Genomic DNA, 22,542 nt, shown 5'->3' with positions numbered 1-22,542 from the left:
CCCGCCCGGCCAACCCCACTTAACCCGGTCGACCGCGACGAGCATGCGCGCGGCGGCCTCGCCAAGAGACGGTGTAACTCGTGGAAAAGAAACAGCAACCGATTGCGACGGCAGCAGCGCTGCCGGGTGAGGCGTACTTGGCGCCGGACGCACAGGGCATGTACGACCCGGCCAACGAACACGATGCCTGTGGCGTCGGCTTCGTGGCGCATATCAAAGGCGTGAAGAGCCACGCCATCGTCGAGCAGGGTCTGAAGATCCTCGAAAACCTCGATCACCGGGGCGCCGTCGGTGCCGACCCGCTGATGGGGGACGGCGCCGGTATCCTGCTCCAGATTCCCGACCAGTTCTTCCGCGAAGAGATGGCCAAACAGGGCGTTACCCTGCCGCCGGCCGGCGAATATGGCGTGGGCATGATTTTCCTGCCGAAGGAGCACGCGTCGCGTCTGGCCTGCGAGCAGGAACTGGAACGCACGGTAAAGGCGGAAGGTCAGGTCGTGCTGGGCTGGCGCGATGTCGCGATCGATCGCGACATGCCGATGTCGCCCAACGTGAAGGCGACCGAGCCGGTTATCCGCCAGATCTTCATCGGTCGCGGTCAGGACATCATGGTGACGGACGCCCTCGAGCGTAAGCTGTACGTCATCCGCAAGACCGCGAGCCACCGCATTCAGGCGCTCAAGCTCAAGCACGGCAAGGAATACTTCGTGCCGTCGATGTCGGCACGCACCATCGTCTACAAGGGCCTGCTGCTGTGCGATCAGGTCGGTCGCTACTACCGCGATCTGGCCGATCCGCGCACCGTCTCGGCACTCGCCCTCGTTCACCAGCGCTTCTCGACGAACACGTTCCCCGCATGGGAGCTGGCGCACCCGTATCGCATGGTCGCGCACAACGGTGAAATCAACACCGTGAAGGGCAACGTCAACTGGATCAACGCCCGCACGGGTGCGATCTCGTCGGCCGTGCTCGGCAGCGACCTGCAAAAGCTCTGGCCGCTGATCTACCCGGGCCAGTCGGACACCGCATCGTTCGACAACTGCCTCGAAATGCTCACGATGGCCGGCTACCCGCTCGCCCACGCCGTGATGATGATGATCCCGGAGGCCTGGGAGCAGCACACGCTGATGGACGAGAACCGCCGCGCCTTCTACGAATACCACGCGGCCATGATGGAGCCGTGGGACGGTCCCGCGGCCATCGCGTTCACCGACGGCCGTCAGATCGGCGCGACGCTCGACCGTAACGGTCTGCGTCCGGCACGTTTCGTGATCACCGACGACGACATCGTCATCCTCGCATCGGAGTCCGGCGTGCTGCCGATTCCCGAGTCGAAGATCGTCAAGAAGTGGCGCCTGCAACCGGGCAAGATGTTCCTGATTGACATGGATCAGGGCCGCATCATCGACGACAAGGAACTCAAGGACAACCTCGCTAACGCGAAGCCTTACAAGAGCTGGATCGACGCCGTGCGCATCAAGCTCGACGAGATCGAGCCGAAGGTCGAGGAAGCCGGTGTGCATCACGACACGGCCACGCCGCTGCTCGACTTGCAGCAGGCGTTCGGCTACACCCAGGAAGAAGTGAAGCTGCTGATGACGCCGATGGCGATCAACGGCGAAGAAGCCGTGGGCTCGATGGGCAACGACAGCCCACTCGCGGTCATGAGCAACAAGAACAAGACGCTCTATCACTACTTCCGCCAGTTGTTCGCGCAGGTGACGAACCCGCCGATCGACCCGATCCGCGAAAACATGGTGATGTCGCTGGTGTCGTTCATCGGTCCGAAGCCGAACCTGCTCGACACGAACAACATCAACCCGCCGATGCGCCTCGAAGTGTCGCAGCCGGTGCTGGACTTCAAGGAAATCTCGAAGATCCGTCACATCGACAAGTACACCGGCGGCAAATTTCGCTCGTACGAGTTGAACATCTGCTATCCGGTCGCGTGGGGCAAGGAAGGGATCGAAGCGCGTCTGGCATCGCTGTGCGCGGAAGCCGTCGATGCCGTGAAGTCGGGCTACAACATCCTGATCGTCTCGGATCGTCTGACGAATCGCGAGCAGGTGGCGATCCCCGCACTGCTCGCCACGTCGGCCGTGCACCAGCATCTGGTCGCGCAGGGGCTGCGTACGAGTACGGGTCTGGTGGTCGAAACCGGTTCGGCGCGTGAAGTGCACCACTTTGCGCTGCTCGCGGGCTACGGTGCGGAAGCCGTCCACCCGTACCTCGCCATGGAAACGCTCGCGCAGATCGCGCGCAAGCAGGGCGGCGATCTCACGCCAGAGAAGGCGGTGAAGCACTTCGTGAAGGCCATCGGCAAGGGCCTGCACAAGGTCATGTCGAAGATGGGCATCTCGACCTACATGTCGTACACGGGCGCGCAGATCTTCGAAGCCATCGGCCTGTCGCGCGAACTGATCCAGAAGTACTTCCAGGGCACGGCGTCGAACGTCGGCGGTATCGGCATCTTCGAAGTGGCGGAGGAGGCCGTGCGTCTGCATCGCGACGCGTTCGGCGACAACCCGGTGCTCTCGAACATGCTCGACGCCGGCGGCGAGTACGCGTTCCGCATTCGTGGCGAAGACCACATGTGGACGCCGGACGCGATCGCCAAGCTGCAGCACTCGACCCGTTCGAACTCGTATCAGACGTACAAGGAATACGCGAACCTCATCAACGACCAGAGCAAGCGTCACATGACGCTGCGCGGTCTGTTCGAATTCCGCGTCGATCCGCAGCGCGCGATCCCGCTCGATCAGGTGGAGCCGGCCAAGGACATCGTGAAGCGTTTCGCGACCGGCGCCATGTCGCTCGGCTCGATCTCGACCGAAGCGCATGCCACGCTGGCCGTCGCCATGAACCGTATCGGCGGCAAGTCGAACACGGGCGAAGGCGGTGAAGATCCGCGTCGTTATCGCAACGAACTCAAGGGCATTCCGATCAAGAAGGGCGAATCGCTCGCCTCGATCGTGGGCCGTGATGTCATCGAGACCGACATCGAACTGCAAGACGGCGACTCGCTGCGCTCGAAGATCAAGCAGGTCGCGTCGGGCCGCTTCGGCGTGACGGCCGACTATCTGGTCTCCGCAGACCAGATCCAGATCAAGATGGCGCAAGGTGCGAAGCCGGGCGAAGGCGGTCAGTTGCCGGGTCACAAGGTGACGGACTACATCGGCAAGCTGCGTTATTCGGTGCCGGGCGTGGGCCTGATTTCGCCGCCGCCGCACCATGACATCTACTCGATCGAAGATCTGGCACAGCTCATTCACGATCTGAAGAACGTGAACGCGTCGTCGTCGATTTCGGTGAAGCTCGTGTCGGAAGTCGGCGTGGGCACGGTGGCTGCCGGTGTTGCCAAGGCCAAGGCCGATCACGTGGTGATCGCCGGTCACGACGGCGGCACGGGGGCTTCGCCGCTGTCGTCGGTGAAGTACGCGGGCACGCCGTGGGAGCTGGGCCTGGCCGAGACGCAACAGACGCTGGTGCTCAACCGCCTGCGCGGTCGTATCCGCGTGCAGGCCGACGGTCAGATGAAGACCGGCCGCGACGTCGTGATCGGTGCACTGCTGGGCGCGGACGAATTCGGCTTCGCAACGGCGCCGCTCGTCGTCGAGGGCTGCATCATGATGCGCAAGTGCCATCTGAACACCTGCCCGGTCGGCGTCGCGACGCAAGATCCGGTGCTGCGCAAGAAGTTCCAGGGCAAGCCGGAGCACGTCGTCAATTACTTCTTCTTCGTGGCCGAGGAAGTGCGCGAAATCATGGCGCAACTGGGCATCGCGAAGTTCGACGACCTGATCGGCCGTGCCGACCTTCTCAACACCAAGTCGGGTGTGGAGCACTGGAAGGCGAAGGGCCTCGACTTCAGCCGTATCTTCCACCTGCCGGAAGTGGAAGCCGACGTGCCGCGTCTGCATGTCGAGACGCAGGACCACGGTCTGGCCGGCGCCCTCGATCACGCGCTGATCGAGAAGGCAATGCCGGCGCTCGAGAAGGGCGAGCATGTCTCGTTCATTCAGCCGGTGCGCAACCGTAACCGCACGGTCGGCGCCATGCTCTCGGGCGAGGTGGCCAAACGTTACGGCCACGAAGGTCTGCCGCAAGACACGATCCACGTGCAACTCAAGGGCACGGCGGGCCAGAGCTTCGGCGCGTTCCTCGCTCGCGGCATCACGCTGGATCTGGTGGGCGACGGTAACGACTATGTCGGCAAGGGCCTGTCGGGCGGTCGCATCATCGTGCGTCCGACCAACGACTTCCGTGGCAACGCCGAAGACAACATCATCGTGGGCAATACCGTGATGATCGGCGCCATCGAAGGCGAAGCCTTCTTCAACGGCGTGGCCGGTGAGCGCTTCTGCGTGCGTAACTCGGGCGCCACGGCGGTCGTCGAAGGCACGGGCGATCACGGTTGCGAATACATGACGGGCGGCACGGTGGTGGTGCTGGGCGAGACCGGCCGTAACTTCGCTGCCGGTATGTCGGGTGGCGTGGCTTACGTCTACGACGCCGATGGTTCGTTCGCGGCCAAGTGCAACACGGCGATGGTCGCGCTCGACCCGGTGTTGCCGCACGGCGAGCAGGAGCGTACGGTGAGCCAGGGGCTGTGGCACCGTGGCCAGACGGACGAGGCGCAACTGCGCGAGCTCATCGAGCGTCACTTCCAGTACACGGGCTCCACGCGCGCCAAGGCGCTGCTCGAAGATTGGGACGGCGCACGCCGCAAGTTCGTGAAGGTGTTCCCGAGCGAATACAAGCGCGCATTGGGCGACATGGCCAAGGCGGGCGACAAACAAGCACTGGCGGCCTGAAACCGCTGGCGCGGCAACGCCACGCGGGGTGAGGGCCCCGCAGGCGTGCCGCGCGCGGGTGAGGCACGGTAACCACAAAACTTTCCGACTGAAGAAACATGGGCAAGGTCACAGGTTTTCTCGAATTCGAGCGCCAGAGCGAGTCTTACGAAGCACCGCTGGCACGCGTGAAGCATTACAAGGAGTTCGTGCTCGCGCTCTCCGACGATCAGGCAAAGGTCCAGGGCGCACGCTGCATGGATTGCGGCATCCCGTTCTGCAACAACGGTTGCCCGGTCAACAACATCATTCCCGACTTCAACGATCTGGTGTATCGCCAGGACTGGAAGTCGGCGATCTCGGTGCTGCACTCGACCAACAACTTCCCGGAATTCACGGGACGTATCTGCCCGGCGCCGTGTGAAGCCGCCTGTACGCTGAACATCAACAGCGACGCCGTGGGCATCAAGTCGATCGAACACGCGATCATCGACAAGGCATGGAGCGAGGGCTGGGTCGAGCCGCAACCGGCTCGCCACAAGACCGGCAAGACGGTGGCCGTCGTCGGCTCGGGCCCCGCGGGCATGGCGGTGGCGCAGCAACTCGCGCGCGCCGGCCACGACGTTACCGTGTTCGAGAAGAACGATCGCGTGGGCGGCCTGCTGCGCTACGGTATCCCCGACTTCAAGCTGGAGAAGTGGCTGATCGATCGCCGTATGCGCCAGATGGAAGCCGAGGGCGTGACCTTCCGCACCGGTGTCTATGTGGGCAAGGACGCCCCTGACGCGCACATCAACAATTTCTCCAAAGAGACGATCTCGCCCGAGCAGTTGCAGGCGCAGTTCGACGCCGTCGTCATTGCGGGCGGCGCCGAGCAGCCGCGCGATCTGCCGGTGCCGGGGCGTGAACTGGACGGCATCCATTTCGCGATGGAATTCCTGCCGCAGCAAAACAAGGTCAACGCAGGCGACAAGCTGGCGGACCAGTTGCTGGCCACGGGCAAGAACGTGATCGTGATCGGCGGTGGCGATACCGGATCGGACTGCGTGGGCACGTCGAATCGTCATGGCGCCAAGGCCGTGACGCAGTTCGAACTGCTGCCGCAGCCGCCGGAGCAAGAGAACAAGCCGATGGTGTGGCCGTACTGGCCGACCAAGCTGCGCACGTCGTCGAGCCACGAAGAGGGCTGCGAGCGTGACTGGTCGGTAGCGACGAAGCGCTTCGAAGGCAAAAACGGCAAGGTCGAGAAGCTGATCGCCGTGCGCCTCGAATGGAAGGACGGCAAGATGCAGGAAGTGCCGGGCTCGGAGTTCGAGCTCAAGGCCGACCTGGTGCTGCTGGCCATGGGCTTCGTCTCGCCGCTGCAAACGGTGCTCGACGCGTTCGGCGTGGACAAGGATGCGCGCGGCAATGTGCGTGCCTCGACCGAAGGCGAGCGCGCTTATACGACCAACCTGCCGAAGGTGTTCGCGGCCGGCGACGTGCGTCGCGGCCAGTCGCTGGTGGTCTGGGCGATTCGCGAAGGCCGTCAGTGCGCGCGTGCCGTCGACGAGTTCCTGATGGGCCATTCGGAACTGCCGCGCTAAGTCGCGAAACGCACCTTCGGGTGCGTGGCGCGCACGGGTTGTGCCTGCCAAAACCACAAATACGGGGTGGTTGTCAGTTGAGAGGAGGGGCGCGGAGGTAGGCATCTGCGTCACTGTGAAGAAGCCGTCCGGATGGTAACGTCCGGGCGGTTTTTTCTTGGCGCCACGCCGCGTCGCTGCCGAGCCAGTCGGCCCATCGCAATGCTTCGAGTTCTGTAGATTTATAAATATAAGACGTCATACAACAAAACTCGATCGGTCATTATTCATATGCTGGAAAACTCTCCCAACGTGTGCAAACTTCAATGTGAATAAGGGTTGAGCGCCAGATGCCGTGAATCGCTGTAAAGACTAGGGATTATCCGTAAACCCCCCATTTTTGCGTTGTCATCGTACATCGTCTCACGTAGGATGCCTCTCCAGACGAGCCAAACGCTCGGCACAAAAATACTCACGGAGAGAGACGACCATCATGGCACTGAAGATCAAGGGCCTGCGCTGGTGGATGATCGGGCTGCTGACGCTTGGCACCGTCATGAACTATCTGGCTCGCAGCTCGCTTGCCGTTGCCGCCCCCACGGTGATGAAGGACCTCCACATCACGACCCAGCAGTACGGCTGGATCACGGGCGCATTTCTGGTGTTGTATCCGATTGGCGCGCCGGTCACCGGCTATCTGATGGACCGCATCGGTCTGCGTCTGGGCTTTCTGATTTGCGGCGTGGTGTGGTCCATCGTGTGCATGTTGCACGGGCTGGCGAACGGATGGGTCGGGCTGTTCGTGCTGCGCGGGTTGCTGGGCCTGGCGGAAGCCTCGTTCATTCCGGCGGGCATGCGTGCCGCCGCCTTCTGGTTTCCGACGAAAGAGCGGGCGCTCGCGGCAGGCGTCTTCAATATCGGCACGTCCATCGGGGCCATTCTCGCGCCACCGCTCATTGCATGGTCGATCCTTCGTTACAACTGGGAGACGGCGTTCGTCATTGCCGGAGGCCTCGGTCTCGTGTGGGGCGTGCTGTGGTACGCGTTTTACCGTCATCCGACCGATCATCCGGCGCTGACATCGGCCGAATCGGACTACATCAATGAGGGGCGCGTCGTCGACACCGCAGCCGACGCGCGCAAGCCGAACCTCGTCTCGATTCTGCGTCAGCGCAACTTCTGGGGCATCGCGCTGCCGCGCTTCTTCGCCGATCCGGTCTGGGGCACGATCGTGTTCTGGATGCCGCTGTACCTCAATCAGGCGCGCGGCTTCGATCTGAAGACGATTGCCGCGACGGCATGGCTGCCGTTCGTGGCGGCGGATATCGGCTGTCTGATGGGCGGCACGATTTCGGTGTGGCTGAACAAGCATTTCAAGATCACCATCTTCAACGGCAAGCGGGTCGTGTTCACCCTCGGCGCGATCATCATGACCGGCATGTGCGGCGTGGGCTTCGTTCAGGACCCGATGACGGCAATCTTCCTGCTGTGCCTTGGCGGTTTCGCGCACCAGACGCTTTCGGTCACCGTGATCTCGATGTCCGCCGACCTGTTTCCGCGCAACGAAGTGGCCACGGTCACGGGCCTGGCGGGGTTGTCCGCCGGTATCGGCAATCTGCTGTTCACGCTGGTGATCGGCACGTTCGTGACGGCCGTCGGTTACGCCCCGTTCTTCGTGGCGTTGGGCCTGGGCGATCTGATCGGCGCGGTGATTCTGTGGACGTTGGTCAAACCGCACGTCACCGGAACGGCCACGCCCTCACCGGTCGGCAAAGGCGCCCGGGTCGAGGTGAGCCGCACCGCCAGTGCTTGACCGGCATCGGCAGACGCATCGGTCTGGCGCGCCGGTGCTGTCCGGTTCGATCCCGTCCGACGATGCCACAAGTCGTCCGATGATTTGACGCACGACGCGCCGCACGCTCCCCCTCGGGTGTGTGGCGCGACGTCGGTTTTTGTTTAAGCGACGCCGCACGCGGACCGTGTGCGCATTGTGATTTACCGATGAATCAGGAGCCATAAGAATCCTATGAGTCAGACTTCCGGCAAACCCTTCCGCCGTCTTCTGCTGACCGGCGCCGCAGGCAATCTTGGCAAGCAACTGCGCGGCAAGCTCGCCGAGTGGGCGGACATCGTGCGCGTGAGCGACATCGTGCCGATCACCGACGCCGCGCCGCATGAAGAGTCCATGCAGGTCGATCTCGCCGATCGCGCAGCCGTTCACGCACTGCTCGAAGGTGTCGACGCCCTGGTGCATCTCGGGGGCGTATCCGTCGAAGCCCCGTTCGACGACATCCTGCAGGCCAACATCCTGGGTCTGTACAACGTCTACAGCGCCGCGCAGAAGCAGGGGGTGAAGCGTATCGTCTACGCCAGCTCGAACCATGCGGTGGGCTTCCATCCGGTGACGCAGGTGCTCGACATCGATGCACCGCACCGTCCGGACGGCATGTACGGCATCTCCAAGTGCTTCGGCGAAGACCTCTCGCGTTACTACTTCGATCGCTGCGGTCTGGAGACGGTGTGTCTGCGCATCGGCTCGTCGTTCGAGCAACCGAAGAATCCGCGCATGATGGTGACGTACCTGAGCTATCGCGATTTCGTCGAACTCGTGCGCTGCTCGCTGTTCACGAACCGTGTCGGCCACGCGATCATCTACGGCGTGTCCAACAACCCGACGTTGTGGGTCGATAACACCAAAGCGGCCTTCCTCGGCTTCCGGCCGCAGGACAGCTCCGCCGAATTTGCGGACCTGTTCCCGCCGAAAGCGCCGGATCCGCAGATGGACGACTGGACGCAGCGCTTCCAGGGCGGCCCGTTCGTGTTGCTGGGGCCGATGGAGCCGAAGGCATGAGCGGGTCAGGCGTGTCGCGCGTGTCGGTGGAGCGGCTCGAACCCTCTCGCGAGGCGCCGCACGCTGTGGGGGAAAGCCCGCTATGGCGTGCCGACGAACAGGCGCTTTACTGGGTCGATATTCCCGCACGGCAGTTGCATCGGGTGACGCCTGCCGATGGCGAGCATCGTCAATGGACGTTCCCCGAACAACTCGCCTGTTTCTCGTTCGATGCTTCGGGCACGCTGCTTGCCGCCTGCGAGACGGGGCTTTTTGCGGTGCGCCTCGGCGCGCCCGGCGAGGTGCGCGCCGAGGCATGGACGCGTCTGGCCGCGCCGGTATTTCCCGCGTCGGGCATGCGCTTTAACGATGGGCGTTGCGACCGCCAGGGGCGATTCTGGGCGGGCACGATGGTCGCCGACATGTCGCTCGCGAGCGACGCCGGGTCGCTCTTTCGCTTCGACGAAACGCAATGGCTGTCCGCGCCGCTCGTCGATGGGCTCGTGACACAAAACGGTCTGGGTTTCTCGCCGGACAGCCGCACCCTGTATCTGAGCGACTCGCACCCGACGGTGCGTCGCGTGTGGGCGTTCGACTTCGACGCGCAGCACGGCGCCATCGGCAACCGGCGTCTGTTCGTCGACATGACTCAGTATCCGGGGCGCCCCGATGGTGCGGCGGTCGATGCGGACGGGTGCTACTGGACGTGCGCCAACGACGGCGGCCGTCTCCTGCGATTTACCCCGGCGGGTGTGCTCGATCGCGAGATCGTATTGCCCGTGTCGAAACCGTCGATGTGCGCATTCGGAGGCCGCGACTTCGATACGTTGTTCGTCACGTCGATTCGCCCGGGCGCGAACGCGAACGAGCACGACGGTCACGTATTCGCCGTTCGGTGCGGCGTGCAGGGATTGCCGGAAGCGCCCTATGCAGGGACGCTGCCGGTAGCAAGTGTGTAGGCGGGGGTACGAAGGTCGCGACGTCGCGTGGCATCACACAAGCGGCGCGCACTGAAGCGGTTCCGGATTGGCTGGCTTACACAAAGGCTATCCGGTGAGGCGGCGGGACGTCGGATCGATCGTGGTGTTCGATCCGGCGTCCCGTTTTGCCATGTCGGTGGGCGATTCGTGTGCGAAATCAGTGCACGAAATCCGTGGTGACGAGCGACTTGCCGCGCGTCTCCGGCAGCAGCAGCGCGCACACGACAACCAGCAGATAACCGCCCCCCGCCACCATGCCGATCGCTTTGACGAGCGACCCGGTTTGCGCAAGCGTGCCCACGGCAATCGGGAAGAACGAGCCGATGCCGCGCCCGAGGTTGTAGCAGAAGCCCTGCCCCGAGCCGCGAATGTGGTTTGGATACAGTTCCGTCAGATATGCGCCGATGCCCGCGAAAATGCCTTGCACGACGATGCCCAGCGGGAAGCCGAGCAACAGCATGGCGCTGTCGGTAATCGGCAGCATCGTGTAGACCATGCCGAGCACGAACGAGGCGACGGCGAAGAAGATGAACGCGCCACGGCGACCGAGTTTGTCGGAGAGCATCGCGCCGACGATGTAGCCGACGAACGAGCCGACGATCAGCACGATCAGATAGGCGCTGGTGTTGAACACCGACAGTCCGCGCACCGTCTTCAGGTACGTCGGCAACCATGTGGTGATCGCGTAATAGCCGCCCAGCATGCCGGTGCACAGCAGGCTGCCGAGAATGGTCGTCTTCAGATGATCGCGCGAGAAGATCTGCGTGAAGTTGCCTTGCAACTGGCCTTCGGCGATCTTGCGGCGCGTTTGCGTGAAGATCTCCGGATCCGACACGTTGCGGCGCACATAGATGATCCACACCGCCGGCAGAATGCCGATCCAGAAGCACGCACGCCATGCGTAGCCTTCATCGAGCACGGCGAAGAAGAACCAGTACAACAATGCCGCCGCCGCCCAGCCGACCGACCAGCTGCTTTGCACCGTGCCGACCGCCTTCGCGCGATGCTGCGGCGAACGGATCATCTCACCCATCATCATGGTGACGACGGTCCACTCGCCGCCGAAGCCAATGCCCTGCAACGTGCGCGTGATCAGCAGTTGCCAGAATGAGTTCGTGAAGCCCGAGAGGAAGGTGAACAGGCAGAACGTGGCGATGGTCCATTGCAGCACGCGCACGCGACCGAAGCGGTCCGCGAGAATGCCGGCGAGCCACCCGCCGATCGCCGACGAGATCAGCGAACTGGTCGCGATCATGCCGGCTTCGCCCTTGGTCATGCCCCAGGCGGCAATGAGCGTGGGAATGAGAAACGAATAAATCATGAAGTCGAACGCATCGACGGCGTAGCCGCCGAAGCCCGCATACAGGGCCTTGCGCTCCTTCGTGTTGAGTTCGTTGAACCAGGAAAAAAATGCCATGAAGACTCCTCGGTGGATCGTGTGCTTGTCGTTATGTGTGCGACGTGTGGTTCTTGTCATTCAATGCGTGGCATCGATGCTTGAGTCCACGTCTGACTCGGGAAATCGGGCAATGCGCAAATCGGGAAGGCGCCGCACGCCTCACAGCGTCAGTCCGCCGTCGACATGAATGACCTGGCCCGTGATCTGCCGGGCGTGCGGGCCGAGCAGGAAGACGGCCAGCGCGGCGATGTCGTCCGGCTCGCACAGACGGCCGGTCGGCGTGGCGTCGGCGGCGCGCTGCCACGCGCTCGGGTCGATGGCCGAGTGGCCGCTGTCCTTGCGGGTATAGCCGGGCGCCACGCAGTTGATCGTCACGCCCGTGCGCGCATATTCGGCGGCGGCGCTTTTCGCCAGGGCTTCGATCGCGGCTTTCGCGGCGGCCGTGGCGGGAAATCCCGGCTGGTTCGGGGCAAAGCGGTGCGCGACGAACGAGCTCACGGCAACGACGCTGCCGTGCGGCGAGCATTGCAGATCCGGCAGCGCACAGCGCAACAGGGCGGCGAACGCGCCGGGCATGGCGGCGAGTGTGCGCGCGAAGGCCTCGTCGTCGATGTCGGCCACGCGCTGGCGCGTGGCGAATCCCGCGTTGCTCACGAACTGGTCGACAGGGCCGAAGGCATCGTGCGCGGCGTCGACGAGTCGCGCCGCGGCGCTCGTGTGCGTCAGGTCGCCGAACCAGATGGCGCACTGTGCGCCGAAGCGCTCACACGTATGACGCACCTCGGCCAGCCGTGCCTGACTGGCGTCCGACGCGCCGCGGGTGTGCAGCAGCAAACGAGTATCGGGAGACGCCAGACGACGGGCGATGGCCGCGCCAATACCGGAGGCGGCGCCAGTGACGATGATGGTGCGGCCCGGGCGGTGCACTGCGGGTTGCATGGGCGCCGACTGGCTGGACGAGGAGGCTGGGGTGGTCACGATGGGCCCGGATAGCGCGTAGGGGTGCTCGTGATTATGCCAAACGCCCTGCGCGCCGGGCCAGAGGCGTCAATATTATTTATGAAGTGAACGAATCGGGGCGTGAGAATACGGCGCCCCCGTGCCACCCCGACGTGCGAAGCGATACCGGGCGCTATACCGCCCCCGCCATTGGCGAGGCTTGCACATGGGTCGTCGCGGGCAACGTCATGGTGTGCTGATGAAAGCGTCCGAGCGTGTCGCGATGCGCCACGCTGACGATGGCGGTGCCCGGCAAGCGGGCGTGCAGCGCTTCGTATACGGCTTCTTCGGTTTCGACATCGAGCGCGCTGGTCGCTTCGTCGAGGAACAGATAGTCCGGTTTTTGGAGCAATGCGCGCGCTGCCGCGAGACGCTGTTGTTCGCCGCCCGACAGACGCCGCGCCCAATGCGCGGAGGTTTGCAGTTCGTCGCCGTATTGCGCGAGACCTACGGCGCCCAGTGCGTCGCGGCAAGCGGCGTCGGTGAAGGTATCGGGCGAGGAGGGGAAGGCGAGCGCGGCCTTGAGCGTATCGATGGGCAGATAGCTTTGCTGCGAGAGAAACAGCACGCGCGCGTTGGCGGGGACTTCGATGCGTCCGCTGCCAAACGGCCACAGCCCGGCGAGCGCGCGAAGCATGGTGCTCTTGCCGCAGCCCGAGCGTCCGCGCACGAGCCAGCGCGAGCCGGGGGCAAAGGCGAACGACCCGGCGAGTGCGAGCGGTGTGCCGTCGGGCAGTGACAGCTGCAGATCCGCTGCCATGTAGGCGGGGCTGTCGGGCGACTTGACGACGGCGATGCCGCCCTCGTGGGGGACGTCGTCGATGACACGGGTGAATTCGCGCAGACGGTTGATGGTCGCCTTCCAGTCGGCCAGCGTCTGGAAGCTGTTCACGAACCACGAAAAGCCGTCGCTCACCTGCCCGAAGGCGTCGATGATTCGCATCAGCACGCCTAGTGTGAAAGCGCCTGCGAAGTAGCGCGGGGCGGCGGCCATGATCGGGAAGACGATGGCGATCTGTGCGTAAATCGAGTTGGCAAAGATCAGACGCTTGGTCACCACCATGATTTGCCACCAGTTCTCGCGCACCGCGCCGAACGCCGCTTTCAGGCGCGAGAGCTCCGCGCCTTCGCCGCGATAGAGCGCGACTTGCTCGGCCGACTCGCGCAATCGCACCAGCAGGAAACGGAAGTCGGCTTCCACCTGCTGCTGTCGATAGCTCAGGCCGACGAGCGGACGGCCGACCTTGAAGATGAAGAACGAACCCACGATGGCGTACAGCGCCGCGACCCAGACCATGTAGCCCGGAATCGTGATGTTCATGCCGCCGAGCGCGAACGACAACGCGCCCGAGATCGTCCAGAGAATGGTGGTGAACGAGAACAGCGAGACCACTGTCGTCAACAGGTCGAGCGAGAGCGCGAGCGACGAATTGACGAGCGAGCGGATGTCTTCGGAGACACGCTGGTCCGGGTTGTCGGCGAGATGATCGCGCTCGATCCGGTAATACGCCTGATGCGCGAACCACCGGGTCAGGTGGGTGTCGGTGACCCACTGACGCCAGCGGATTTCGAGCATCTGGCGAAAGTACGTGCGAAACGTCGCGATGATGATGAAGCTGAACGCCAGCACCGCGAACTCGGCGAGCGACGACTTGAAGACTGGCCAGTCGCGTTTGTCGAGTGCGTCGTAAAAGCCGGCATTCCACGCGTTCAGGCGCACGTTGATGAACACGACCGCGAGGTTCAGCGCGATGACGAGGCCGAGCAGCCGACGACCCTCCCAGCGCTTCTCCGAGACCCAGTACGGCCGGATCAGTTGCCAGGCGCTCGGATGCTTCGGCGGCCTCGGCGCGGGTGCGGCACTATCGTTAGCCGGACCGGCGGCGGGCGGGGTGGGCGGGGTGGGGGACTTCGGCGTGAGGGCCATGATCGTCGGGCGGCGTGGCCGCAGCGGAGCTATGCTTTTTGTTGACTCATTGGACCGCAGGCCCCGATGGTGCGTTGCACGATTTCGGCCCTCAGGCGCTTGCCGTGGGGATTTCCAGTTTACGTCCCGTTACAAGCGACGGGAGATTCGTCAAAAAACGAGACGCAACGAGCGTGCAACCGGCCGGGAAGCCAGCTTGCACGGGCGTTGGCATCTATGTTGTAATGGCTTCGGGCGAAACAGGGGTGCTCCGTAATTGGCGTAGTCACGTCATAGAGATCGCGGGGCTGAGAGAGACCCTTTGCACCCGACCCGGGTAATACCGGCGTGGGAAGTTTCCGACTCCTCCAGTGGGGTAAGGTGTCCAACACCGTTTCGTCCTTTTGCTTTCATGAGGAAAGGACCCCATGCGTTGCCTTGCGCGACATCCCTCGAATACTTCTGAATGCCTGCGCGCCGTGATGGCCCGCGCGGCTACGTGCGTATGAGCGCGACCGCATCGCGTGTCGCCTCCCGTGCGGACGTCGCCGTGCTGGGCGGCGGGCTGTCCGGCCGTCTGCTCGCATGGCAACTGATTCGCGCCGGGGCGCGTGTGGCGCTGTACGAGCGCGGCGACGCCGACGGCTCGTCGGCGGCGGGCTGGGTGGCCGCCGCCATGCTGGCGCCCCTGGCTGAGGCGGCGGTGGCCGAGCCGAGCATCGTCGAGATGGGCGCTGTTGGCCTGGAGCGCTGGCCCGGCCTGATCGACGGCCTTCCCGAACACGTGTTTTTCCAACGCAACGGCACGCTGGTCGTGTGGCATCAGCCCGACCGCGCCGAAGCCGTCATGTTCGAGCGCCGGATGCGCGCCAATGCGCCGCCGGCGTTGCTGCGTGGCGGCGTCGAGCGAATTGCCGGTGCGCAGCTTGGCGACGTCGAACCGGCGCTCGCCGGACGTTTTCAGGAAGGATGGCTGCTGCCGAACGAGGGGCAACTGGATAACCGTCAACTGCTGCGCGCCTTGGCGGCCGGCCTCGCGAAGGCGGGGGCGGAATTGCACTGGCATACGGCAATCGCCGAGGGACAGTATCCGGACGCCGGTCTCGTGATCGACTGCCGCGGGTTGGGCGCGCGCGAGGCGCTCACGCGGTTGCGTGGCGTGCGTGGCGAAGTGGTGCGCATTCACGCGCCGGGCATCGGACTGCGTCGGCCGGTACGATTGCTGCATCCGCGCTATCCGATCTACATCGCGCCCAAGGAAGACGATCTCTATGTGATCGGCGCGACCGAACTCGAGTCGGAGGACATGTCGCCGGTGACGGTGCGCTCGGCGCTCGAACTGCTCTCGGCGGCGCACTCCCTGAACCCGGCGTTCGGCGAAGCGCGCATCGTCGAGTTGAACGTCAACTGTCGTCCGGCGCTGCCCGACCATCTGCCTCGTGTGCAGTGGGACGGGGCGCGACTGCTGCGCGTGAACGGGCTCTACCGTCACGGGTATCTGCTTGCGCCAGCGGTCACGGGCGAAGCTTGCGCGCTGGCGCAGGCACTGATGCAAACGACGGGCGCAACACGGGATGCGTTCGACTGGGAGACATGGCGAGCGAGCCGGCCGTGGCCGGATCTGTTCCGTCAGGCATGAGAGGAAGCGGTACGCGATGGACATCCATATCAATCAACAGACACTGAACGTGGCCGAGACGGCGACGTTGGCCGAGGCGCTCGCCGCCTTCGGCGCCAAGCCGCCGTTCGCGGCGGCGATCAATGGGCAGTTCGTGCCCAAGACGCAATACGCCGCGCGTACGCTCGCGCAGGGCGACAAGATCGATGTCGTGCAACCGGTGGCCGGAGGCTGAAATGAACGCATTCACCGAATCGAACAACGTGGCCGCCAGCGGCACGCGCGACGCGCTGACGCTCTACGACACCCGTTTCGGCAGCCGTTTCCTGCTTGGCACGGCGCGGTATCCGTCGCTGCAAGCGCTCAACGACGCCATCGACGCGGCGCGTCCCGGCATGGTGACGGTGGCATTGCGCCGCCAACTGTCGGGCACGGGGGCGCAGGCATCCGAGGGCCACTTCTGGGAGACATTGCGCCGCCTGGCAGTGCCGGTGCTGCCCAATACGGCGGGCTGCCATTCGGTGCAGGAAGCGGTGACAACCGCGCAAATGGCGCGCGAAGTCTTCGAGACCGACTGGATCAAGCTCGAACTGATCGGCGACGACTACACGCTTCAGCCCGATCCGTTCGGTCTGGTGACGGCCGCCGAACAACTGATTCGCGAGGGTTTCAAGGTACTGCCGTACTGCACGGAAGATCTGGTGCTGTGCCGCCGACTGCTGGACGTCGGCTGTCAGGCGCTCATGCCGTGGGGCGCACCGATCGGCACCGGCAAAGGCGTGATCAACCCTTACGGACTGCGCTTGCTGCGCGATCGCCTGCCGGATACGCCGCTCATCGTCGACGCCGGTCTGGGTTTGCCGTCGCATGCCTGCCAGGTGATGGAGTGGGGCTACGACGGTGTGCTGCTCAATACGGCCGTCGCACTCGCTGCGCAACCGGTGGAAATGGCGGGTGCGTTCGCCGGGGCGATCAAGGCTGGCCGGGCGGCTTGGCTTGCGGGCCCGATGGCCGAGCGCGAGAGCGCGCAGGCCAGTACGGCGGTCGTTGGCGTGCCGTTCTGGCATCAGACGGGCGCATAAGCGCATAGACACTTGGAGCGGATTCCGTCCGCCCGATTGCCCACACGGCAGACGGGCCAGGGCGGGCCGGCTCGCCGACTTATCAAGGCGTGCGCGCACAGGTTCGCGCACCGCCGGTTCAACGAGGAATCTTCATGACGACGCACGCCGGTGCCGCGGGGCTCTCGCACGTCGAATGCGTGCCCGCAGACGAGCCGCTTGCCCATGCATGGCGGCAGGCGGCCGACGAGATCCGCGCGCGGCTTGCGCCGTGGCCCGCAGGCCCGGGAACGTCGACATGGCGGTTGCATGCCAGAACGCCGGGCGCTGCGGCCAAGGGCGACATCGTCTGGTTGCCGCTGGCGCCGGCGCAGGGGCTGGGCACGGCGATGTCGGTACAACGCGATGCGTGGCGCGCGAGCGGCGCTGTCGTTCTGTGTACAGCGGCCACCGCGCAGGGGCACGTGCAAGACACGCTTTACACGAACGAGGGTGTCTACCGTATCGCGGGCGTGGACGATCCCGCCTTCATGCCCGCGTTTGCGGCGTTCCTCGACTGCGGGTTCGAACCGCACGACGCGCTTGTGCTCGCCCGTGCGTGGCGCACCGACGGCAGCCATGCACGCGCGCAGGACATCGGCACGCTCGGCGCGTGGCCGACCGTGCTCGAAACATTCCCCGTCGTGCTGGGACAGGCGCCGTCGCCGGGACCATTCGCGGCGTGCCCCGCGCGGCTCGGTCTCTACCCGGTGTTGCCAAGCGCCGAGTGGTGCGAGCGCATGGCGGACCTTCAGGTCGGCACCGTGCAATTGCGCATCAAGGACCCGGCGCATCCGAACCTGCGATCCGAGATCGAACGAACCGTTGCTGCGGGCCGTCGCGTCATGCACGACAGTGCGTGGTTCATCAACGACCATTGGCGCGAAGCGATTGCGGCGAGGGCGTACGGCGTGCATCTGGGGCAGGAAGACATGGCGGCGCTCTCGGCCGACGAGGTGGCGGCGCTGCACGCAAGCGGCGCGCGATTGGGCATCAGCACGCATGGCTATTACGAGATTCTCGCGGCGCATCACTTTCGGCCGAGTTACCTGGCCGTGGGAGCGGTGTTCCCCACGACAACCAAGGTCATCGCGACGGCGCCGCAAGGTCTGGCGAAGCTCGCGCGTTACGTGAAGCTCATTGCGCCTCACTACCCGCTCGTGGCGATCGGCGGCATCGATGCGGCCAATTTGTCGCAGGTGCTCGATACCGGCGTGGGGTGCGCGGCGGTCGTGCGCGCCGTGACGCAAGCCACCGACGTGGCGTCGGCAGTCAGGGGCATGCAGCGCGAGTTCGCGCGGCGGGCTTGATCAGGCTTAATTGGGTGTGATTACAACGTGCGGGTCATGAACACCGCACCATTGCCGTATCCGGCGAGCTTAGCTGCGATCTGCGGCGAGACGTCCAACACGGCCGCGTAGCCGAAGCGCGCCCAAAACCCTTGCGATCGCTGCACGGCCACGAGCGCAGACGCCGACAATCCGAGCGCCTGTGCGGCCGTGAGCGCCGCTGCGTACAGGCGGTCGGCAACGCCCGCGCCGCGCGTGCGGGGCGCGAGCGCCATGTCGTGTACGTACCAGCAGTCCGGGGCTTCGGGCAGCGTGTGGAGAACGGTGTCGAGCGGCGGCGGCGCAGCCAGATGCCACGGATGGGTGAACAGATAGCCCGCTACGCAGGCCTCGTGCTCCGGTGCCTGCGCGTCCACCGCGACCCAGCAGGTGGACGGTGAGAGCGTCAGGCGGGAGGCCAGCGTTGCTTCCGATTCGAGCATGACCTCCCCGTAGGCCTGTGCCTGCACCTCCAATACGTGGGGAAGGTCGCCGATTCGCATCGGACGAATCCGAAAACCGGGCCGGGCGGAAGGCTGTGGAGCAATGGGGCGCGAAGGCGTTGGGGTGGGAGATGACATCCCGGTCAATGGTGTCGGGCAGAAAACGCCATATTGTAGCAACGGCGCAACAACGGCGCCCCGGCGCCTGGGGATAAGTCCTTGCCGCCGTTAGGTTTTTGCATCGTTGCGCCCTTTGGAACGAGGTCGCGCGAAGACGCACAAGGCCTGTAAAATCCCGCCGGGCTGCGTCGTTCCTTGCTTTCGCCGACCTTGCTTGGACGGCATCGATTGGCAAACCCCCCTATAATTGGCGTTTTGCGCCGCACTATAAGACCCGAAACGTGCCTATCCCGAATCCGGAAAATTTGCTCGAATTGCGCGACGTCAGCTTTGGTTATGGCGAACGGCTCGTGCTTTCCGGGTTGAATATGCGGTTTCCCCGCGGTAAGGTCATTGCCGTCATGGGAGGCTCGGGCTGCGGCAAAACCACGGTGCTGCGTCTGATCGGCGGCCTCGTGCATGCGAGCCGTGGGCAAGTGGATTTCGACGGCACCGATGTCTCGACGCTCGATCGCGATGGCTGGTATCGGCTGCGTCGTCGCATGGGCATGCTGTTCCAGTTCGGCGCGCTCTTCACAGACATGACGGTGTTCGACAATGTGGCGTTTCCGTTGCGCGAGCACACCCGTCTCGACGAAGACCTGATTCGCGATCTTGTGCTCATGAAGCTCAATGCCGTGGGCCTGCGCGGTGCGCGCGACATGAAACCGGCCGAGATTTCGGGCGGCATGGCCCGCCGGGTGGCGCTTGCGCGCACGATTGCGCTGGACCCGGACCTCGTCATGTACGACGAGCCGTTCACCGGCCTCGACCCGATTTCGATGGGCATTACCGCCAACCTGATTCGCAAGCTCAATGACGCACTGGGCGCAACGTCGATCATCGTGTCGCACGACGTGGCCGAGACGTTCGCCATCGCCGATTACATCTATTTCATCAGTGAAGGCCGGATCGCCGCCGAAGGCTCGCCCGAGGCGCTGCGTGCTTCGAACGATCCCACCGTGCGTCAGTTCATCGATGCCCAGCCGGACGGCCCCGTGAAATTCCAGTACCCTGCGCCGCCGCTCGCGGACGACTTCGGCATCGGAGCGCGTGCATGATTACTACCATCGGCAGTTTCGTTCGCGCTCACGTCGAGCGCCTGGGCTACGGCGCCCGCATGTTCTTGCGCATGCTTTCGTCGAGCAGCGCCTTGCTGCGTCGCCCGCGTCTGGTGACGGACCAGATTCATTTCGTCGGGAATTATTCGTTCGTCATCATTGCCGTGTCGGGGCTGTTCGTGGGCTTCGTGCTCGGCCTGCAAGGCTATTACACGCTCAACAAGTACGGCTCGGAGCAGGCGCTTGGCCTGCTCGTCGCGCTCTCGCTGGTGCGTGAGCTGGGCCCGGTGGTGACGGCGCTGCTGTTCGCGGGACGCGCGGGCACGTCGCTCACCGCCGAGATCGGGTTGATGAAGGCCGGCGAGCAGCTGACCGCCATGGAAATGATGGCGATCGATCCGATCGCGCGCGTGGTCGCACCGCGATTCTGGGCGGGGGTGATCGCCATGCCGATCCTTGCGGCGATCTTCTCGGCCGTGGGCATTTTCGGGGGTTACCTCGTCGGCGTGCAGCTCATCGGCGTGGATTCCGGCGCGTTCTGGTCGCAGATGCAAGGCGGCGTGGACGTGTGGTCCGACGTCGCGAACGGCGTCGTCAAGAGCATCGTGTTCGGCATTGCCGTCACATTCATCGCGCTGTATCAGGGCTTCGAGGCACAACCGACGCCGGAAGGCGTGTCGCGTGCCACGACGCGGACCGTCGTGCAGGCGTCGCTGGCCGTTCTCGGCCTCGACTTCCTGCTCACGGCCCTCATGTTCAGCTAACGGGCCGGCTTGCCTGCCAAGACATAGACAGACAGTTTGCGCACACTGACACAATGAAAAAACACCCCCTCGACTTCTGGGTTGGCCTGTTCGTGGTCCTCGGCTTTGCAGCGCTGCTGTTCCTCGCGCTCAAGGCGGGCAACATGAGTTCCCTGTCGTTCTCGAACACGTATCCGGTCACGGTGCGATTCGACAACATCGGCGGCCTGAAGCCGCGCGCGGCGGTCAAGAGCGCCGGCGTGGTGGTCGGTCGGGTGGCGTCGATCAAGTTCGACGACAAGCGTTATCTGGCCGACGTCACGCTCAACATCGATTCGCAGTATCAGTTCCCGAAGGACTCGTCGGCGAAGATCCTGACGTCCGGTCTGCTCGGGGAGCAATACATCGGGCTGGAACCCGGTGGCGACGATCAGATGCTCAAGGGCGGTGATACGATCACGCTCACGCAATCTGCCATCGTGCTGGAAAACCTGATTGGCCAGTTCCTGTACAACAAGGCGGCAGATGCCGGTGGCGCCCAGTCGGGCGGCGCATCGGCGGCACCGGCGGCAGCGCCTGCTGCGGCGCCGGCGTCCGGGGCGGCAACGGTAAACCAAGGAAAATAAGAGAAATGACCACCTTCCGTACTTCGGCGGTGCTGGCCGCCGGCGCGTTGGCCCTGGCAGGATGCGCGACCGTCACGAACCCCAATCCCGCGGACCCCGTCGAAGGTTTCAACCGTTCGATGTACAAGTTCAACGACACGCTCGACAAGGCCGTGCTCGTGCCGGTCGCGAAGGGTTACCGCTTCACGGTGCCAGAGCCGGCCCGTGACATGGTCACGAACTTCTTTTCGAACGTGGGCGACGTGTACAACTTCGCCAATAACCTGCTTCAGCTCGAAATCACGGCTGCCGTGCAGGATCTGATGCGTTTGACGATCAACACGGTGTTCGGTGTCGGCGGTCTGGTCGACTTCGCCACACCGGCAGGTCTGCCCAAGCACAGCCAGGATTTCGGCGTGACGCTGGGCAAGTGGGGCGTGCCTGACGGTCCGTACCTCGTGCTGCCGCTGCTCGGCCCGAGCACGGCGCGCGACACCGTGGGCATGGCGGGCAACATGTTCATCGACCCGACGTCGTACATCAAGCCGGATTGGGTGAGCTACTCGCTGTATGGCGTGCGTCTCATCAATACCCGCGCCAATCTGCTCGACGCGTCGAACCTGCTCGAAGCCGCCGCGCTCGATCCGTATTCGTTCACGCGCGATGCCTATCTGGCGCGCCGCAAATACCTGATCAACGGTGGGGCGTCGAACAACGCTTCGCTGCCGAATTACGAAGACGAAGACGGCGCCGCGGGTGCGGCTGCCGGGGCAGCGGGTGCTGCGGCTGGCGGCACGAGCGGTCAGCCGATGCCCGCCAAGCCCGCTTCGGGCGCGAGCGCACCGGCGCCCGCCTCGGGGGCGCAAGGGGAAGAAGCGCCGCAGGGCTCGCCCGTGCCGGGCAAGATGGTGCCGGGCGGCCTGCCGTTCCGTCGGTGAACTCTGTCTGATCGACGGGGTTCAGCGCTGATCGCGAGGTCGATTTCGCAGTGATGGCAAGACGTCAGGCGCTGG

17 protein-coding genes and 1 riboswitch are annotated in these 22,542 nt (G+C 64.5%); of the genes, 13 read left to right on the top strand and 4 right to left on the bottom strand.

Annotated features, from left to right (window positions below; genetic code table 11):
• The first annotated feature begins 80 nt into the window (after positions 1-80).
• The 5 genes from UC34_RS22725 (at position 81) to UC34_RS22705 (ending at position 10,147) form a co-directional block, all read left to right on the top strand.
• Complete coding sequence (locus UC34_RS22725; protein ID WP_418303914.1) at positions 81-4,814, top strand: glutamate synthase-related protein; 4,734 nt, start codon at positions 81-83, stop codon at positions 4,812-4,814.
• Between the two features lie 98 nt (positions 4,815-4,912).
• Entirely contained in the window at positions 4,913-6,379 is a 1,467-nt protein-coding gene (locus UC34_RS22720) for a glutamate synthase subunit beta (RefSeq protein WP_044457306.1), read from the top strand.
• Between the two features lie 472 nt (positions 6,380-6,851).
• A complete protein-coding gene (locus UC34_RS22715) occupies positions 6,852-8,171 on the top strand; it encodes an MFS transporter (RefSeq protein ID WP_044457305.1) in 1,320 nt (439 codons plus the stop codon).
• A 213-nt stretch (positions 8,172-8,384) separates the two neighbouring features.
• Positions 8,385-9,209 (top strand): NAD-dependent epimerase/dehydratase family protein, encoded by an 825-nt coding sequence (locus UC34_RS22710; RefSeq protein ID WP_044457304.1) that lies wholly within the window; start codon positions 8,385-8,387, stop codon positions 9,207-9,209.
• A complete protein-coding gene (locus UC34_RS22705) occupies positions 9,206-10,147 on the top strand; it encodes an SMP-30/gluconolactonase/LRE family protein (RefSeq protein WP_044457303.1) in 942 nt (313 codons plus the stop codon). The genes UC34_RS22710 and UC34_RS22705 overlap by 4 nt, the downstream gene beginning before the upstream one ends.
• A 178-nt stretch (positions 10,148-10,325) precedes the next feature.
• On the opposite strand, the gene UC34_RS22700 is transcribed toward UC34_RS22705, so the two are convergent.
• From UC34_RS22700 to UC34_RS22690, 3 genes are all read right to left on the bottom strand, one after another.
• Complete coding sequence (locus tag UC34_RS22700) at positions 10,326-11,585, bottom strand: MFS transporter (protein WP_044457302.1); 1,260 nt, start codon at positions 11,583-11,585, stop codon at positions 10,326-10,328.
• 141 nt (positions 11,586-11,726) lie between these two features.
• Complete coding sequence (locus UC34_RS22695; protein ID WP_044457301.1) at positions 11,727-12,506, bottom strand: SDR family NAD(P)-dependent oxidoreductase; 780 nt, start codon at positions 12,504-12,506, stop codon at positions 11,727-11,729.
• Between the two features lie 193 nt (positions 12,507-12,699).
• Positions 12,700-14,493: an ABC transporter ATP-binding protein/permease gene (locus UC34_RS22690; protein ID WP_044457300.1), complete on the bottom strand. Its 1,794-nt coding sequence runs from the start codon at positions 14,491-14,493 to the stop codon at positions 12,700-12,702.
• A 231-nt stretch (positions 14,494-14,724) separates the two neighbouring features.
• Positions 14,725-14,844, top strand: a riboswitch (TPP riboswitch).
• A gap of 133 nt (positions 14,845-14,977) precedes the next feature.
• On the opposite strand from UC34_RS22690, the gene UC34_RS22685 reads away from it, so the two are divergent.
• The 4 genes from UC34_RS22685 to UC34_RS22670 all read left to right on the top strand — a co-directional run bounded on the left by UC34_RS22685 (position 14,978) and on the right by UC34_RS22670 (position 18,500).
• Positions 14,978-16,111, top strand: coding sequence for an FAD-dependent oxidoreductase (locus UC34_RS22685; RefSeq protein WP_044458576.1), 1,134 nt, complete (start codon positions 14,978-14,980; stop codon positions 16,109-16,111).
• Positions 16,112-16,127: 16 nt separating this feature from the next.
• Positions 16,128-16,325 carry a sulfur carrier protein ThiS gene (gene thiS / locus UC34_RS22680; RefSeq protein ID WP_044457299.1) on the top strand — a complete coding sequence of 66 codons (198 nt, stop codon included), beginning with the start codon at positions 16,128-16,130 and terminating at the stop codon, positions 16,323-16,325.
• Position 16,326: 1 nt separating this feature from the next.
• Positions 16,327-17,172, top strand: coding sequence for a thiazole synthase (locus UC34_RS22675; RefSeq protein ID WP_044457298.1), 846 nt, complete (start codon positions 16,327-16,329; stop codon positions 17,170-17,172).
• A gap of 134 nt (positions 17,173-17,306) precedes the next feature.
• Positions 17,307-18,500 carry a thiamine phosphate synthase gene (locus UC34_RS22670; RefSeq protein ID WP_072617527.1) on the top strand — a complete coding sequence of 398 codons (1,194 nt, stop codon included), beginning with the start codon at positions 17,307-17,309 and terminating at the stop codon, positions 18,498-18,500.
• Between the two features lie 20 nt (positions 18,501-18,520).
• Here UC34_RS22670 and UC34_RS22665 read toward each other — a convergent pair whose 3' ends face one another.
• The gene (locus UC34_RS22665) at positions 18,521-19,021 is read right to left on the bottom strand and encodes a GNAT family N-acetyltransferase (protein ID WP_044457297.1); all 501 of its coding nucleotides are present in this window, start codon (positions 19,019-19,021) and stop codon (positions 18,521-18,523) included.
• 347 nt (positions 19,022-19,368) lie between these two features.
• Between UC34_RS22665 and UC34_RS22660 the strand changes: the two genes are divergently transcribed.
• Genes UC34_RS22660 through UC34_RS22645 form a run of 4 tightly spaced genes read left to right on the top strand, consistent with a single transcriptional unit; the run spans position 19,369 to position 22,467 of the window.
• Complete coding sequence (locus UC34_RS22660; protein ID WP_044458574.1) at positions 19,369-20,181, top strand: ABC transporter ATP-binding protein; 813 nt, start codon at positions 19,369-19,371, stop codon at positions 20,179-20,181.
• The gene (gene mlaE, locus UC34_RS22655; RefSeq protein WP_044457296.1) at positions 20,178-20,945 is read left to right on the top strand and encodes a lipid asymmetry maintenance ABC transporter permease subunit MlaE; all 768 of its coding nucleotides are present in this window, start codon (positions 20,178-20,180) and stop codon (positions 20,943-20,945) included. Before UC34_RS22660 ends, mlaE begins: the two co-directional genes overlap by 4 nt.
• 53 nt (positions 20,946-20,998) lie before the next feature.
• Complete coding sequence (gene mlaD, locus UC34_RS22650; RefSeq protein ID WP_044457295.1) at positions 20,999-21,550, top strand: outer membrane lipid asymmetry maintenance protein MlaD; 552 nt, start codon at positions 20,999-21,001, stop codon at positions 21,548-21,550.
• A gap of 5 nt (positions 21,551-21,555) precedes the next feature.
• A complete protein-coding gene (locus UC34_RS22645; RefSeq protein ID WP_044457294.1) occupies positions 21,556-22,467 on the top strand; it encodes an MlaA family lipoprotein in 912 nt (303 codons plus the stop codon).
• Positions 22,468-22,542 lie beyond the last annotated feature (75 nt).

This window comes from Pandoraea vervacti (assembly GCF_000934605.2).
GTDB classification, from domain to species: Bacteria; Pseudomonadota; Gammaproteobacteria; order Burkholderiales; family Burkholderiaceae; genus Pandoraea; species Pandoraea vervacti.
Note: the sequence above shows the minus strand (reverse complement) of the source record. Positions and strands in the feature narration are given on the sequence as shown.

Coding starts and splice junctions, on each gene's coding strand:
- UC34_RS22720 (WP_044457306.1), top strand. CDS start 4,913: ATGGGCAAGGTCACAGGTTTTCTCGAATTCGAGCGCCAGAGCGAGTCT.
- UC34_RS22715 (WP_044457305.1), top strand. CDS start 6,852: ATGGCACTGAAGATCAAGGGCCTGCGCTGGTGGATGATCGGGCTGCTG.
- UC34_RS22710 (WP_044457304.1), top strand. CDS start 8,385: ATGAGTCAGACTTCCGGCAAACCCTTCCGCCGTCTTCTGCTGACCGGC.
- UC34_RS22705 (WP_044457303.1), top strand. CDS start 9,206: ATGAGCGGGTCAGGCGTGTCGCGCGTGTCGGTGGAGCGGCTCGAACCC.
- UC34_RS22700 (WP_044457302.1), bottom strand. CDS start 11,585: ATGGCATTTTTTTCCTGGTTCAACGAACTCAACACGAAGGAGCGCAAG.
- UC34_RS22695 (WP_044457301.1), bottom strand. CDS start 12,506: ATGCAACCCGCAGTGCACCGCCCGGGCCGCACCATCATCGTCACTGGC.
- UC34_RS22690 (WP_044457300.1), bottom strand. CDS start 14,493: ATGGCCCTCACGCCGAAGTCCCCCACCCCGCCCACCCCGCCCGCCGCC.
- UC34_RS22685 (WP_044458576.1), top strand. CDS start 14,978: ATGAGCGCGACCGCATCGCGTGTCGCCTCCCGTGCGGACGTCGCCGTG.
- thiS (WP_044457299.1), top strand. CDS start 16,128: ATGGACATCCATATCAATCAACAGACACTGAACGTGGCCGAGACGGCG.
- UC34_RS22675 (WP_044457298.1), top strand. CDS start 16,327: ATGAACGCATTCACCGAATCGAACAACGTGGCCGCCAGCGGCACGCGC.
- UC34_RS22670 (WP_072617527.1), top strand. CDS start 17,307: ATGACGACGCACGCCGGTGCCGCGGGGCTCTCGCACGTCGAATGCGTG.
- UC34_RS22665 (WP_044457297.1), bottom strand. CDS start 19,021: ATGCGAATCGGCGACCTTCCCCACGTATTGGAGGTGCAGGCACAGGCC.
- mlaE (WP_044457296.1), top strand. CDS start 20,178: ATGATTACTACCATCGGCAGTTTCGTTCGCGCTCACGTCGAGCGCCTG.
- mlaD (WP_044457295.1), top strand. CDS start 20,999: ATGAAAAAACACCCCCTCGACTTCTGGGTTGGCCTGTTCGTGGTCCTC.
- UC34_RS22645 (WP_044457294.1), top strand. CDS start 21,556: ATGACCACCTTCCGTACTTCGGCGGTGCTGGCCGCCGGCGCGTTGGCC.